Origin of the sequence: Roseomonas sp. USHLN139 (genome assembly GCF_037145735.1) — a bacterium.
Classification (GTDB): Bacteria; Pseudomonadota; Alphaproteobacteria; order Acetobacterales; family Acetobacteraceae; genus Pseudoroseomonas.
This window is the reverse complement of record NZ_JBBCWY010000002.1, coordinates 735,740-750,741: the sequence shown is the minus strand read 5'-3', so window position 1 is coordinate 750,741 and position 15,002 is coordinate 735,740. Positions and strand designations below refer to the sequence as shown.

Genomic DNA, 15,002 nt, shown 5'->3' with positions numbered 1-15,002 from the left:
CAGGATGGCGGTGACGCGAAGCGCCGGCACAAGGCGCCGCATCCCAGGGAGGTTGTTTCCAAGATGAGTGTTTCCTTCACCCGGCGCGGGATGCTGGGCGCGGCGCTGGCCCTGCCGGCGCTGGCTGCCCGCGCCGACACCTGGCCGAGCGGCCCGATCCGGATCGTCGTTCCCTTCGCCCCCGGCGGCTCAACCGACGCGGTGGCGCGGCTGGCCGCGCCCGGGCTGCAGCAGCGGCTGGGCGTGCCGATCATCGTCGAGAACCGCAGCGGCGCCGCCGGCAGCATCGGCAGCGACATGGTCGCCAAGGCCCGGCCGGACGGCCAGACCTGGCTGCTGACCTTCGACTCGCACGCCCTCATGCCGGTGCTGGTGCCGAACCTGCCCTTCGACCTGACGGCGGACTTCATCCCCGTCACCCAGATCGGCCGCGCGCCCTATGTCATCGCCTGTCAGCCGGCCAAGCCCTACAAGACGCTGGCCGAGGTCTTCGCCACCGCCCGGCAGAAGGGCTCGGTCACCTTCGGCTCCACCGGCAATGGCACCATCGGGCATCTCGCCATGCTGATGCTGGCCAAGCGCGGCGGCGCCGAGGTGACGCATCTGCCCTATCGTGGCGGCGGGCTGGCGGTGAACGACGCGGTGGCCGGCCATATCGACATGATGATCGGCAGCAGCGCCCTGCTGGCGCCGCAGATCTCGGCCAATACGCTGCGGCCGCTGCTGCAGCTGGGCGCCACCCGCCTGGCCGGCCTGCCGAGCGTGCCGACCGCGGTCGAAAGCGGCTTCGACGGGCTGACGGCCGAGGCCTGGTGGGGGGTCTTCGCCCCGGCCAAGACGCCGGCGCCGGCCGTGGCGCGCTTCCACGACGCCCTGGTCGCCTCCTACCGCGAAGCCCGCATCGCCCAGCAATTCGCCGAGGTCAACCAGGCGGAGCTCGTCCTTTCCGACGGGCCGGCGCTGGGACGCTTCGTGCAGTCGCAGGTCGAGACCTGGGGCAGGACGGCGCGGGAGAACAACATCAAGCCCGACTAGCCGACGGGCGCAGGGGGCGGGCGCAGGGGGCGGGCGCAGGGGAGGGGCGGGGTCCAGCGGAATGGCCTTCCCTGGACCCTGCCGCCGTGCGGCGGCCGGCTCAGTCCGGCAGGGCGTTCCAGGCCTCCTCCACCTCGGAGGACAGCGACATCGGGTCGAAGGGCTTGCCGATCACCCGGATGGCGCCCAGGTCCAGGTAGCGCTGGTGGTCGGTGGACTGCACCTTGGCGGTCATGAAGATCACCGGGATGTCGCGGGTCTCGGGGCGGGCGCGCAGCTCGGTCAGGATCTCCGGCCCGGTCATGCCGGGCAGCATGACGTCCAGCAGGATCAGCTGCGGCCGCATCGCCTCGACCTGTTCCAGGAAGGGCGGCGCATGGTCGAAGGCATGCACCTCGTAGCCGCCGATGCTCTCCAGGGCGATGATCGCCACCTCCTGGATATCCGGCTCATCCTCGACATAGGCAATGCGCTGCAGGGCCTCACGCGGCATTGGTCTCGCTCCCCATGATGCGATCGATCTGCGTGTTGACCGCGGCGACCAGCCGCTCGGTGCCGGTGCGGTCCTTGACGATCCAGTCCAGCAGTTCCCCCAGATGGGCCGGGCGGTCGGCGCAGGTGAAGACCATCGCCGCCGGCGCCTCGCCCACCACCGGGGCGTGCAGCAGGCGCAGCCCGTTGCCATCCTGCAGCCCGACATCGATGATCAGCAGGTCGAAGCTGCTCTCGGCCAGCGCCCGCTCGGCCTCCGCGGCACTGCGCACCGAGACCACCTCGGCGCGGAAGGACAGCAGGGTGGCGATCACGTTCAGCAGATCGGCATCGTCATCGACATGCAGGATCCGCGGCGGGCCGCCGCTGCGCCGCGCCGGCCCGCCACCGCGCCGCGCGCACTCGAGCAGCGGGATGACGAACTGGAAGACCGTGCCGCCGCCCTCGCGGCTGCGGAAGCTGATCCGTCCGGCATGGTGCTCAACCAGCGCCTTGGTGATCGCCAGGCCCAGCCCGGTGCCGCCCTTGGCGCGCCGGTCCGAGCCATCGGCCTGGGCGAAGCGGGAGAAGATCTTGTCGCGGAAATTGGCCGGGATGCCGGGCCCCTGGTCGGAGACGCTGACCATCGCCAGCCGGCCGCGATTCTCGATGCTGATCTCCACCTCGCCCTGCTTCGGGGAGAATTTCACCGCGTTGGAAATCAGGTTGCACATGATCTGCATCAGCCGGTTCGGATCGCCGAAGACCTGCATCGGCGTCGTGTCGCCGGCCATGGTCAGGCTGACGTCGAAGCTGCGCGCATAGCCCTCGTTGGCCTCGATCGACTGCTGCACGATCTCGGTCAGGCTGACCTCGCGCGCGTCGAACTGCATGCTGCCGCTCTCGATCTTCTGCAGGTCGAGGATGTCGTTGACCAGCAGCACCAGCCGCTCGCTGTTGCTGAGCGCGATCTTCACCAGCCGCCCCGCCGCCACCGGGATCGGCCCCATCTTGCCGGCATCGACCAGCCCGAGCGCGCCGCGGATCGAGGTGAGCGGCGTGCGCAGCTCGTGGCTGACGGTCGAGATGAACTCGTCCTTCACCCGCTCCGCCTGCTTGCGCTGGGTGATGTCGCCGAGCGTGCAGATCCAGATCCACCGCTCGCCGTCGCGCACCTTGCTCAGCGCGATCTCGATCGGGATCAGATGGCCGGCGGCGTGCCGCGCCTCCAGCTCATGCCCGCTCGCCTCCCCCTCGCCCCGGGAGCTCTGCTGCAGCAGGTCGGTGATGCGCTGCGGATCGGCGGCGATGGTGGAGAGCTGCAACCCCAGCAGCTCCTCCTCGCCGCGGCCGAGGATCTTCAGCGCCGCCGGGTTGCAGGCCTCGATATTGCCCTCCTCGTCCAGGCTCATGATGCCGTAGGGGGCGTTCTCGATCATCACCCGCCGCCGCTCGCCATAGAGCTGCAGCAGCGACTGCACTTCCTCCAGCGAGCGGGTGCGCTCGGCCACCTTGCTCTCCAGCCCGCCGGTCAGCTCGCCGAGCTTGTGCAGCATGACGCCGAAGTCGCGGCTCAGGCTGCCCACCTCGTCCGGTCCCGGCGGCGGCAGCGTCACCTCGACCGAGCCGGTCTGCGCCACCTGCTGCGCCGCCTGGCTCAGCGCCCTGAGCGGCCGCGTCAGGCTGCGCCCGAGCGGGATCGAGGCCAGGATCACGGCGACCATCATGGTGACGGCCGCGGCCAGGGTGCGCGCATTGTGCTCGCGCAGCGGGGCCATCGCCTGGGTGACGTCCTGCTCGCTCTCCACCACCAGGTTCAGCCCCTTCAGCGCCGTCTCCACCTCCAGCGCCTGGCGCACCCGCAGCGGCTCGGCGATGTCCTGGCTGCCGGGCGACAGCGCCAGCAGCACGCCGCCGCCCTCGAGCCGCAGGGTCAGCGTGTCGGTGGCGCTGCGCGCCGCCCTCAGCAGCCGCTCGGTCTCGATCACGCCGACCACGGCGCCGTCCACCTGCGCGCTCATCAGCCCGACCACCGGCAGCGCCACCCAGATCCGGTCCGAGCCATGCTCGACCGTCACCGCCGAGCCGCCCCTGGCCAGGCTCGGGAACCAGCCCTGCTGCGCCAGCGAGGCCGGCAGGCTGTCCTGCGTGCCGGCCATGATCGTGCCGTCGATCTGGTACAGGCCGATCGGCAGCGCCATCTGCTTCGAGGAGGCGATGCTGCCGAGCACGTCGCGCAGCAGCCGGCTGTTCAGGATCTCGCCCTGGATCAGCGTCTCGATCAGCGGGTTCTTGGTGACCTCGTCCAGCGCCTCGGCGAGCATGTTGACGCTCTGCTGCACCCGCTGCGCGATCAGCGCGGTGCGCGCCTCCTGCCGCTGGCGGATGCCCTCCTCCACCTCGCGCGACAGGTAGTGGTGGCTGATCAGCCCGGTCAGCCCGCAGGCCAGCAGCGCCATGGCCGCCGCGGCGATGCTGAAGCGATGAGCGATGCTGGAATTGATCCAGCGGAAGAGGGCGCGGAAAGGCAAGGTGGTTGCTCCGGTCCATTCCAGGGCGCAGCGGTCTCGGCCGTGGCGGGGTCGCGGGCGGCGCGGCCGCCCGGCTCCGGCGCACGGCCGTGGCGCCCGGCCGTGGCGCAGGGGCGCGTCATCCGCCGTAATGGCCCGTGCCACAGACGATGTCCTCGCGCAGGCGCATGACGAAGGTGTCCTTCACCTCGTTCCGCCGGGTCGCCGGGTTGAGCCATTCGTAGCGCATCCAGCCCTCGCCCTGGGTCACCGCCAGGCGGATCAGCGCCGCCGCGAAGGGCTGGCCGCGGGCGTCGCGCAGGCTCGCCAGGTTGCGGCCGAGCAGCGCCGGGTTGAAGCCATGCGCCAGCACCGTGCCGTCGATGCCGTTGCAGAACACATAGCGCTCGCCTTCGACGAAGGCGCCCTGCGGATCGTTGAAGGCCGCCAGCGCCCGCTCGGTGCCGACCTGGTCCATATAGGCCGCGGCCCGGCGCAGCAGGGCCTCGGTCTCCGCCCGCTGGCGCGCCTCCCGCTCGGCCTCCGGCGCCGCCGCCAGCCGCCCCGGCGCGAGCAGCAGCAGCGCCGCGAGCCAGGCCCGGCGGGGCAGGCGGCCTGGGCGCGGGAGGAGGCGGAGAGGCGGCACCAGGGGGTCCTTCCCGGAACGGTCGCGGCGTGGCGCCGCATCCGGCGGATTGAACACGCGCGCGTGTGAAGATTGGCTGAAGCGCGGGCCTGGGCGGTTGCATCGGCTCAGCGCTCGCGGAAGGCCTCGCCCAGCGAGCGCTGCAGCGGCGCCAGCAGGTAGCGCAGCAGGCTGTTCTCGCCGGTGCGGATATCGGCCAGCACGCTCATCCCGGAGAGGATGCGGGTATCGGCCTGCAGCCCGACATGCTCGCGCGAGAGCGCCAGCTCCGCCTTGTAGTAGGGCGTGCCGTCGCGGTCGTGGTAGGAGGAGGCGGAGACATTGGTGACCACGGCCGGGATCACGCCGAAGCGGGTATAGTCGAAGGTCAGCACCTTGACCCGCGCCTCCTGGCCGACCCGGATATGGCCGATGTCGCGGGCGGTGATGCGCGCCTCGACGCGCAGCCTGGCATCGGCCGGCACCAGCTCCAGCAGCAGCGCGCCGGGCGAGATGACGCCGCCCGCCGTCTTCACCTGGATGTTCTGCACCGTGCCGCGCGCCGGCGCCACGACCCGCAGCCGCTGCACCCGCCCCTCGGCCCGCTGGATCGCCTGGCGCAGCTCCTGCATCTCGGCGGTGACCTTGCTGAGTTCGGTGGCCAGATCGGCGCGGAAGCGGGTCTCCAGCTCGGAGAGCCGCGCCTCGGACTCGCCCAGCGCCTCGCGCGTGCGCGTCGCCTCGCGCACCAGCGAGACATGGTTGCCCTCCAGCCGGGCCAGCTCGCGCTGCGATTCCAGCAGCTGGAAGCGCGGCGCCAGCCCCTTCGAGACCAGCTCGCGGCGGCCGACCACCTGCTCGCGCAGGAAGCCGATCTGGTTGAGGATCGAGTCCACCTGGCCGGCATTGACCTCGAGCTCGGCGCGGCGGCCCAGGATCTGCTGGCTGATCACCTGGCGCTGCACGGCATGCGCGCGGCTGCGCGCCTGCAGCAGCTCGGCCTGGGCGAGCACCAGCGCGCGATACTCCTCCTCGGCCGGGATGGTGGCGATGCTCTCCTGCCCGCCCATCACCGCGGTGATCTGCTGCGCCTGCAGCTGCAGCCCGGCCAGCCGGGTGCGCAGCTGGTTCAGCTCCGGCTCGGCCTGGCCGGGATCCATCTCGACCAGCGCCTGGCCTTCCTCGACCAGCGCGCCCTCCTCGACCAGGACGCGGGCGACGATGCCGCCCTCCAGGTGCTGCACCTGCTTGACCGAGCCGATCGGCAGGATCTCGCCCGAGCTGACCGAGATCTCGGCCACCGGCATGATGGCGGACCAGCTCAGCCCGGCCACCAGCAGCCCGCCGATGCCCAGCACCGCGATCATCGCCAGCCGGCTGATGCCCTCGGTCTCGAACAGGCTGGCGCCGGTGACCCGGTCCTCGCCGGTCAGGCTGCGCGCCAGCGCGCTGGTCGGACTGTTGGGGCGAAGCGTGGAGCTCATCGGGCGGCGCTTTCCAACCGGGCCGCCAGGTCGCGCGGCGTGCCATCGAAGATGATGCTGCCCTGGCGCAGCGCGATGACCCGGTCGCAGGCCGAGGCCAGCTGCGAATCATGCGTCACCAGCAGCACGGTCTGCTTGCCGCGGATCCGCTCCAGCTCGGCCAGCAGCGCGCGGCGGCATTCGGGGCGGCTGACATCGGGCTCGTCCAGCAGCACCAGCTTCGCCTCCAGCAGCCAGGCCCGCGCCAGGCGCAGGCCGCTGCGCAGATGCTCGGCACCCGCCAGCCGCGGCAGCGGCGTGGCGAAGCCCTGCGGCAGTTCCTCGACCTCGGCGCGGATGCCGGCGCGCTCGCAGGCCTCCTCCAGCGCCAGGTCGGTGGCGGCGGGGGCGCCGAGCCGCAGGAATTCGGCCACCGTGACCGGCAGGTCGGGCAGTTCCTGCGGCGCATAGGCGAGGCTGCGGCGCAGCGCCCGCGGGGTGATCTGCCGCAGATCGGTCTGGTCCAGCAGCACGGCGCCGAATTGCGGCCGGTAGAGGCCGAGGATCAGCTTCAGGATGGTCGACTTGCCGGCGCCGTTCGGCCCGGTGATCGCCACCAGCTCGCCCGGCTTCACCTCGAAGCTGATCTGCTGCAGCACCGGCCCGGCGCCGCCCGGATAGGAGAACAGCGCGCCGGCGAAGCCGATCCGCCCGCCGCTGCCGCGACGGATATTGTCGGCCGCGCCCTTGACCTGGGCGGAGAATTCCTCGGGGCTTGCCATCAGCCCGTCCAGCGAGCCCACCGCGCCGCGCACCGTGCGGATGCGCGCCAGCGCCGTCAGCACCATGCCGAGCGGCGAGAGCATGCGCCAGACCAGCGCCATGGCGGCGATCAGCCCGCCGACGCTGAGCTGCCCGGCCAGCGCCATGGTGGCCCCGATGCCCAGGGTGGCGACGGCGCAGAAGGTGGTGATGCTCTGCGCGGCGACCTGGGCGGTGGCGGAGACCCGCGCCTCGACCAGCCCGGCGCGCGCATAGCTGGCCGAAGCCTGGCGGTAGCGTGCCAGCCACAGCGGCTCGGCGCCCTTCTCCTTGATCGGCCGCAGCATGTCGATCATCTCGTTCTGCAGCGCCTGGAAGGCGGCGACCGCGGCCGAGGCCTCCATCGCGCCGCGCCGCGCCCGCCGCAGCAGCCAGAGGCTGAGGCCGAGGCCGAGCGCGAGCACCAGCAGGGGGGCGAGGGTCAGCCAGCCGGCCAGGAAGACCAGGGCCAGCAGATAGCCGAGGATGAAGGGCACCTCGATGCAGGCCAGGCTGAGCGGGCCGAAGAAGAAGCTGCGGATGGCGTCCCATTCGCGCAGCCGCCCGCGCGCCATCATCGGCGTCATGCGGTCGGCGAGCTCGGGCGGCAGGCGCAGCATCTTGCCGACCAGGTCGCTGACCGCGGCCAGATCGACCCGCCCGGCCAGATGGCCCAGCATGACGGCGCGCAGCACCCGCAGCCCGAGATCGCCGAGCAGCGCAATGCCGAGGCCGAGGCCGAGCAGCGCCAGCAGCTGGACGTCGTCCGCCGCCAGCGCCTGGTCGTAGACGGCCAGGGTGAAGAGCGGCAGCGCCAGCCCGAGCAGGTTGATCACCGCCGCCATGGCGATCACCAGGGTCAGGCCGCGCCCGGTCAGCCCGCGCAGCACCACCGACCAGCGCGGTTGGAGGCCCTCGGGGAGCATGAAGGTGACGCAGCGGACGCGGCGGCGCAGCGCCGGCACCGGGGCCTCGGCGCCCGACATCGCCTCGACGCAGACCAGCTCCTCGCCCTGCGGCAGGATCACCAGCAGCGCCTGGCCCGGGCTGCGCGCCCCCGGCGCCTCGATCAGGCAGGGGAAGCCGCTGCGCAGCGCCGCCTCGACCCGCAGCCGGCGGATCCGCGCACCGAGGCCGAGCAGGCGGGCCACCGAGCAGGCGCGGTCGAAGCTCAGCGGCTCGCGGCCGAGGGCTTCCGCGACCTCGACCGGCAGACCGCGCCAGCCGCTGGCCTGCAGCAGCCCGGCGAGGCCGACCGGCACCGCCTCGGCCTCTGCCTCCAGCGAGGCGGCGACCGGCGCGCCGGGGATGAAATAGGCGAGGGTGGTCATGCCTCGGCCACCAGCCGGCTGTCCTGGAAGCGCAGTTTCAGGTCGGCATGCTTGCGCAGCGCCGCATTGCCGGTCAGCACGATCAGCGTGGCGCGCCCCTTCAGCCGCTTCAGGAAGTCGCCGAGGCGGAGCTGCGCCGCCGGATCGAGGCCGATCTCCGCCTCGTCCAGCAGCAGCAGCCGCGGCTTGGCGGAAAGCGCCGAGACCAGCGCCGCGCCCTGGCGGATGCCGACCGGCAGGCTGCGCCCGCCCTGCTCGATCGGCGTGTCATAGCCGTCCGGCAGCCGCTTCACCGCGGTGTCGAGGCCGAAGAGGAAGGAGAGATACTGCACCTCCGCCTCGCGCTCGGGATGGCCGAAGCCGGTCAGGTTGTCCATCAGCGAGCCGCTGAACAGCGTCGTGCTGCGGCCGATCAGCGCCGCCTGGCGGCGCACCAGCGGCGCCGTCGCCGGCGACAGCCGGGTCTCGCCCAGCATGATCTCGCCCTCGGCCACCTCGACATAGCCGAGCAGCGCCGCCAGCAGGCTGCGGCAGGGGCTGCCGGGCGGCGCCTCGATGGTGACCAGCTTGCCGGCCGGCACCTCGAGCGCCAGCGGCGGCCCGCCATCATCCGCGGCGAAGCGGATGCCCTGCATGCGGATCGCCGGCGGCGCCGTCCACAGCGCCTCGCTGGCCTCCAGCTCGATGTTCTCGACTGCCAATGCCTGCAGCCGTCCCATCGCCTCGCGCGCGCGCCGCGCCTCGTGCCAGCCCTGCAGCAGGCCGAGGCCGGATTGCAGCGGCTGCATCACGCGGCCGGCCAGCAGGGTGCAGGCGGCCAGCCCGCCGGTGGAGAGCCGGCCTTCCAGCACCAGCAGCGCGCCGATGCCGACGACCAGCGCCACCTGCACCTGGCCGGCGACGGCGAACACCTCGCGCAGGATGGTGCCGAGGGTGATGGTGTCGCGCAGCAGGGTGGCATGCCCCTCCTGCAGCCGCTGCAGCTTGCCCGGCAGCAGCAGGTCGGCGCAGAGCCCGCGCGCCAGCGCCAGGGCCGGGAAGACGCCGCGCAGGAAGCTGTCGCGCTGCTGCTCGGCGCGCAGGCGCTGCAGGTCGGCATAGGCGAGCTGGCGCGAGACCTGCCAGCCCATCAGCAGGAACAGGCCGGCGACCCCCAGCGGCACCAGCACCAGCCCGCCGCCGATGATGCCGATCAGCACCAGGAAGAGCAGGCCGAAGGGCAGGTCGAACAGCACCTGCAGCCGCTGGGTGCGGGATTCCCGCAGCACGGCGGCGGCGGCGATGCCGGTGCTGATCTCGGCCGTGCTGAAACCGGACAGGGCCTGCGGCGTGCCGCGCATCACGTCGCGCATCAGCCGGCAGCGCACCAGGTGCTCGCGCAGGCTGTCGACGCGCAGGGCGATGCTGGCACGGGCGATGCGCAGCGCGATCTCCGCCACCACCAGGATGGCCAGGCCCAGCAGCATGCTGGCCAGCGTCTGGCCGGTGCCGTTGGGCAGCACGCGGTCATAGACGTGCAGCACCACGATGGGGACGCTGAGGCTGAGGATGTTCAGGCACATCGAGGCGATGCCGAGCCCGAACTGACCCTGCAGGTCGGTGATCCTGGGATTTTTCCGGAATTCTGGCACCACGCGCATCCCTGGTGTCCGGTGGACCGTCCTGGCCCACCCGGATCACAGAATGCCGGTCCCGCCTTAATGCGGGGCTTAAGGGCGATGCCGATTCCGCGCGGCCGGTTAAGGAATTTTTGGAGGCTGCGCAGGCAGTCTAGGGCGAGCCGACCGCGCCGGGGCTGGTGCCACACCAGCCGGGCCGGCTGCCGGTCACAATCCCCCGACAAGAAGTCAGGGACTTCCCGCCGTCGGATTGGAGCGCCGTCATGTCTGACCAGCCCGCAAACCCTGCCTCGAACACGTCACGTCGGGGGGCGGGCAATGGTGGCCTCGACCCCGCGAGCCTGCGCCGGCAGCTGAGCGAGGAGGAGCTGCACAGCCTGCACACCGGCAGCCGCGCGACCTATAGCGGGGTGACCGATGCGGCGCAGCGCGCGACCGGCGCGCCGATGGGCGGACAGAGCCAGCCGCTCAACGCGCCGGACGGCGAGACCGGCGGGGCCACGTATGCCGCCAATGGGAGCGCCGGCCAGGGGACCGCGGCCCTCGCATCGGCCGCGGCGCAGACGGCGGCGTCCGGCAGTGGCGCGGCGGCGACGACGCCCCCGGCCGTGACCAATGCAGCGCGCGGGGCGGGCGCCGCCGCCGGCAACGGCCTGGCTGGCGCCGGTGCCGGCCAGGGCAATGCGCCCACTGCTGGGCTTCCTGGCACCGCCGCCACCAGCGGCCTGGCCTCTGGCAACAGCTTCCCCGGCGGGACGACCAGCGCGCGCGGTGCGGCGACCACGGCGGCCGCGACGACGGCGGAGTCCGGCGCCGCAGGCGGAACGGGCGGCATCGCCACGGGGTCCGGCGACGCCCCGGTCGCGGGTGGCAGTACCGGGCTGGGCAGTACCGGCCTGGCGGCTTTAGGAACCGGCGGCACGGGGATGACGGATGGCGGCACCGGCACGACTGGTCCAGGAACCGGCAGCACAGGCACAACCGGTGGCAACACGGGGACAGGGGGCGGAACCGGCACGGGCGGCACCGTGACGGCAGGGCCGGGGACCGGCGGCACGGGCACGACGGATGGTGGTACCGGGTCGGGCGGCGGCACCGGCACGGGTGGCACTGGGGCCGCAGCTCCGGGAACCGGCGGCACCGGTACGACGGATGGCGGTGCCGGGTCGGGCAGTGGCACCGGTACGGGCGGCACTGGGACGGCAGGTCCGGGAACCGGCAGCACGGGCGCGACAGACGGTGGCACGGCAGCAGGGGGTGGCACCGGCACGGGTGGCGCCGGGACCGCGGGTTCAGGAGCTGGGGGCACGGGCACAACGGGTGGCGGCACACCGGGTCCCGGAGCGGGGGGCAGTGGATCGGTCGACGGCAGTGGTCCGGTAGCCCCGGGCATCACCTTGCCCTCGCTGCCGATTGCTGGCCTTGAAGGCATCTCGGTTTCGCTGCCGATCAACGTGAGTGCCCCTCAAACCGGTGAATCGCTGTCGGTGACAATCAGCGGCCTGCCGGCGGGCGCCACGCTCTCGGCCGGGACGCTGAACCCGGATGGCAGCTACACCCTGACCCAGGCGCAGCTGAGCGGCCTGACGCTGACCGCGCCGGACCCCGGCAATACCACGCTGACGGTGACCGCAACGGTGACCGACAGCGGCAGCGGCACCACGGCGACCAGCAGCGCGACGCTCGGGCTGTCGGTGTTGAACCTGGCGGATGCCCCCGGCCTGACCCTGCCCAGCCTGCCGTTGGCCGGGCTGGAGGATGTGGCGATCGCGCTGCCGATCACCCTGGCGCCGCTGGCGGCGAGCGAGACGGTCAGCGTGACAATTAGCGGCATGCCGGCGGGGGCGACGCTCTCGGCGGGGACGCTGAACCCGGATGGCAGCTACACGCTGACCCAGGCGCAGCTGAGCGGCCTGACGCTGACCGCGCCAGACCCCGGCAATACCACGCTGACGGTGACCGCGACGGTGACCGACAGCGGCAGTGGCACCACGGCGACCAGCAGCGCGACGCTGGGGCTGACGGTGCTGAACCTGGCGGATGCGCCCGGGCTGACTCTGCCGAGCCTGCCGCTGGCGGGGCTCGAGGATGTGGCGATCGCGCTGCCGATCGCCCTGGCGCCGCTGGGGGCGAGCGAGACGGTCAGCGTGACGGTCAGCGGGCTGCCGGCGGGCGCCACGCTTTCGGCCGGGACACTGAACCCGGACGGCAGCTACACGCTGACCCAGGCGCAGCTCACCGGCCTGACGCTGACCGCAGCCGATCCGGGCAGCGCGACACTAACGGTGACCGCGACGGTGACCGACAGTGGCAGCGGCACCACGGCGACCAGCAGCGCCACCATCGCGCTGAACGTGCTGAACCTGGCGGATGCGCCGGGCCTGACCCTGCCTAGCCTGCCGCTGGCGGGGCTGGAGGATGTCGCGATCGCGCTGCCGATCGCCCTGGCGCCGCTGGGAGCGAGCGAGACGGTCAGCGTGACGGTCAGCGGGCTGCCGGCCGGCGCCACGCTCTCCGCCGGGACGCTGAACCCGGATGGCAGCTACACGCTGACCCAGGCGCAGCTGACGGGCCTGACGCTGACCGCGGCCGATCCGGGCAGTACCACGCTGACGGTGACCGCAACGGTGACCGACAGCGGCAGCGGCACGACGGCGACCAGCAGCGCGACGCTGGGGCTGACGGTGCTGAACCTGGCGGATGCCCCCGGCCTGACCCTGCCGAGCCTGCCGCTGGCGGGGCTGGAGGATGTGGCGATCGCGCTGCCAATCACCCTGGCGCCGCTGGGAGCGAGCGAGACGGTCAGCGTGACGGTCAGCGGCCTGCCGGCCGGCGCCACGCTCTCGGCCGGGACGCTGAACCCGGATGGCAGCTACACCCTGACCCAGGCGCAGCTGACGGGCCTAACGCTGACCGCGGCCGATCCCGGCAGCACCAACCTGCATGTCACCGCGACGGTGACCGACAGTGGCAGCGGCACCACGGCGACCAGCAGCGCGACGCTGGGGCTGAACGTGCTGAACCTGGCGGATGCGCCCGGGCTGACCCTGCCGAGCCTGCCGCTGGCGGGGCTGGAGGATGTGGCGATCGCGCTGCCGATCGCCCTGGCGCCGCTGGGAGCGAGCGAGACGGTCAGCGTGACGGTCAGCGGCCTGCCGGCGGGGGCCACGCTCTCGGCCGGGACGCTAAACCCGGACGGCAGCTACACGCTGACCCAGGCGCAGCTGAGCGGCCTGACCATCACTGCGCCTGACCCCGGCAATACCACGCTGCAGGTCACCGCGACGGTGACCGACAGCGGCAGCGGCACGACGGCGACCAGCAGCGCGACGCTGGGGCTGACGGTGCTGAACCTGGCGGATGCCCCCGGCCTGACCCTGCCGAGCCTGCCGCTGGCGGGGCTGGAGGATGTGGCGATCGCGCTGCCGATCGCCCTGGCGCCGCTGGGGGCGAGCGAGACGGTCAGCGTGACGGTCAGCGGCCTGCCGGCGGGGGCCACGCTCTCGGCCGGGACGCTAAACCCGGACGGCAGCTACACGCTGACCCAGGCGCAGCTGACGGGCCTGACGCTGACCGCGGCCGATCCGGGCAGCGCGACACTGACGGTGACCGCGACGGTGACCGACAGTGGCAGCGGCACCACGGCGACCAGCAGCGCCACCATCGCGCTGAACGTGCTGAACCTGGCGGATGCCCCCGGCCTGACCCTGCCGAGCCTGCCGCTGGCGGGCCTTGAGGATGTCGCGATCGCGCTGCCGATCGCCCTGGCGCCGCTGGGGGCAAGCGAGACGGTCAGCGTGACGATCAGCGGGCTGCCGGCCGGCGCCACGCTCTCGGCCGGGACGCTGAACCCGGATGGCAGCTACACGCTGACCCAGGCGCAGCTGACGGGCCTGACGCTGACCGCGGCGGATCCCGGCAACACCAACCTGCATGTCACAGCGACGGTGACCGACAGCCTCAGCCACACCTCGGCCAGCACCGCGGCGGATGTGGCGCTCAATGTCATCGCCACGCCGACCCTGCCGACGCTCACCCTGCCGGCGATCCCGATCGTCGGGCTGGAGGACGCGCCGATCCTGCTGCCGCTCGGGCTGAGCGGGTTGAATGTCGGCAGCCTGACCTCCGTGAGCATCAGCGGATTGCCGGCCGGCGCCTCGCTCTCGGTCGGCGTGCTGCAGCCTGACGGGAGCTACATGCTCGACCCCGGCAACCTGCTGAACAATCTGCTGAACCTGTCGCTCACCGCGCCGGAACCGGGCACCGTCCCGCTGCAGATCACGATCAGTGTCACCGAGCCGGTCACCCATACGGTCGTCTCGACCGTCGCCTCGCTGCCGATCACCGTGCAGAACATTGCCGATGCACCGACGATCACCGTGCCGGCGGGCCATAGCTTGACGATCCTGGAGGATGCCTGGACCAGCCTGCCGATCAGCATCTCCAGCGGCGCGCCCACCGAATCCATCACCTCGATCCGGCTGACCAACCTGCCGAGCGGCGCCACGCTGAACCACGGCGTCAAGGATCTGCTGAGCAACGACTGGACACTGAACCTCTCGGACCTCAGCGGCCTGCAGATCGACGGCACGGCCCCCGGCTCGGCCAATATCGGGGTGACGGCCACCGTCTTCGACAGCAGCACCCTGACCCTGGCCAGCAGCAGCACCACCCTGTCGCTGACGGTGCTGAACACCGCCGATCCGGCGACGTTGAACCTGCCCTTGTTCAACAACGTCAATGCCAAGGTGGGGCTGAGCACCTCGCTGGCCAGTTCGGTCAGCGGGCTGCAGGGCAGCGAGACGGTGTCGATCACGGTCAGCGGCCTGGCCCCGGGGGCGACCCTCTCGACGGGCGCGCTGCAGGGCGATGGCAGCTATGTGATGACCGCCTCGCAATTCGCCAGCGCCACCGTCAAGCCGACGACCAGCACCGATTTCGACCTGACCATCACCGCGACCACGACCGACAGCATCACCCACACCACGGCGAGCGTGACCGACACGCTGCACATCAACGCCTATACGCTGATCCCCTGAGCGGGCGGGGCCCGGCCGGTCGGCCGGGCCCCGTTCAGCTTGCGTCAGGCATTTGCCGCTAGTCTGGCCAGAGGCAGCGTCAGCTGACACCGGGCAGGACAGGACCGA

At 72.2% G+C, this 15,002-nt stretch carries 8 protein-coding genes; 2 read left to right on the top strand and 6 right to left on the bottom strand.

Features of this window, described 5'->3' with window-relative positions:
* The first annotated feature begins 63 nt into the window (after positions 1 to 63).
* Positions 64 to 1,035 (top strand): tripartite tricarboxylate transporter substrate-binding protein, encoded by a 972-nt coding sequence (locus WFI16_RS10320; protein ID WP_419897746.1) that lies wholly within the window; start codon positions 64 to 66, stop codon positions 1,033 to 1,035.
* Positions 1,036 to 1,135: 100 nt separating this feature from the next.
* Here the strand turns inward: WFI16_RS10320 and WFI16_RS10315 are convergent, their stop codons facing one another.
* The 6 genes from WFI16_RS10315 to WFI16_RS10290 form a co-directional block, all read right to left on the bottom strand.
* Complete coding sequence (locus tag WFI16_RS10315) at positions 1,136 to 1,528, bottom strand: response regulator (protein ID WP_419897745.1); 393 nt, start codon at positions 1,526 to 1,528, stop codon at positions 1,136 to 1,138.
* Complete coding sequence (locus WFI16_RS10310; protein WP_419897744.1) at positions 1,518 to 4,037, bottom strand: sensor histidine kinase; 2,520 nt, start codon at positions 4,035 to 4,037, stop codon at positions 1,518 to 1,520. The genes WFI16_RS10315 and WFI16_RS10310 overlap by 11 nt, the downstream gene beginning before the upstream one ends.
* A 118-nt stretch (positions 4,038 to 4,155) precedes the next feature.
* On the bottom strand, positions 4,156 to 4,662 hold the full coding sequence (locus WFI16_RS10305) for a cache domain-containing protein (protein WP_419897743.1): 507 nt from the start codon (positions 4,660 to 4,662) through the stop codon (positions 4,156 to 4,158).
* A gap of 107 nt (positions 4,663 to 4,769) precedes the next feature.
* Entirely contained in the window at positions 4,770 to 6,125 is a 1,356-nt protein-coding gene (locus tag WFI16_RS10300; RefSeq protein ID WP_419897742.1) for an HlyD family type I secretion periplasmic adaptor subunit, read from the bottom strand.
* Positions 6,122 to 8,236: a peptidase domain-containing ABC transporter gene (locus WFI16_RS10295; RefSeq protein WP_419897741.1), complete on the bottom strand. Its 2,115-nt coding sequence runs from the start codon at positions 8,234 to 8,236 to the stop codon at positions 6,122 to 6,124. Before WFI16_RS10295 ends, WFI16_RS10300 begins: the two co-directional genes overlap by 4 nt.
* A complete protein-coding gene (locus WFI16_RS10290; protein ID WP_419897740.1) occupies positions 8,233 to 9,867 on the bottom strand; it encodes an ATP-binding cassette domain-containing protein in 1,635 nt (544 codons plus the stop codon). Before WFI16_RS10290 ends, WFI16_RS10295 begins: the two co-directional genes overlap by 4 nt.
* Positions 9,868 to 11,342: 1,475 nt before the next feature.
* Here WFI16_RS10290 and WFI16_RS10285 point away from each other — a divergent pair.
* The gene (locus tag WFI16_RS10285; RefSeq protein WP_419897739.1) at positions 11,343 to 14,894 is read left to right on the top strand and encodes a beta strand repeat-containing protein; all 3,552 of its coding nucleotides are present in this window, start codon (positions 11,343 to 11,345) and stop codon (positions 14,892 to 14,894) included.
* Positions 14,895 to 15,002: the final 108 nt, after the last annotated feature.

Bases quoted from the DNA above. Each gene is read 5' to 3' on its own strand.
- WFI16_RS10315 (WP_419897745.1), bottom strand. From the start codon at position 1,528: ATGCCGCGTGAGGCCCTGCAGCGCATTGCCTATGTCGAGGATGAGCCG.
- WFI16_RS10300 (WP_419897742.1), bottom strand. From the start codon at position 6,125: ATGAGCTCCACGCTTCGCCCCAACAGTCCGACCAGCGCGCTGGCGCGC.
- WFI16_RS10295 (WP_419897741.1), bottom strand. From the start codon at position 8,236: ATGACCACCCTCGCCTATTTCATCCCCGGCGCGCCGGTCGCCGCCTCG.
- WFI16_RS10320 (WP_419897746.1), top strand. From the start codon at position 64: ATGAGTGTTTCCTTCACCCGGCGCGGGATGCTGGGCGCGGCGCTGGCC.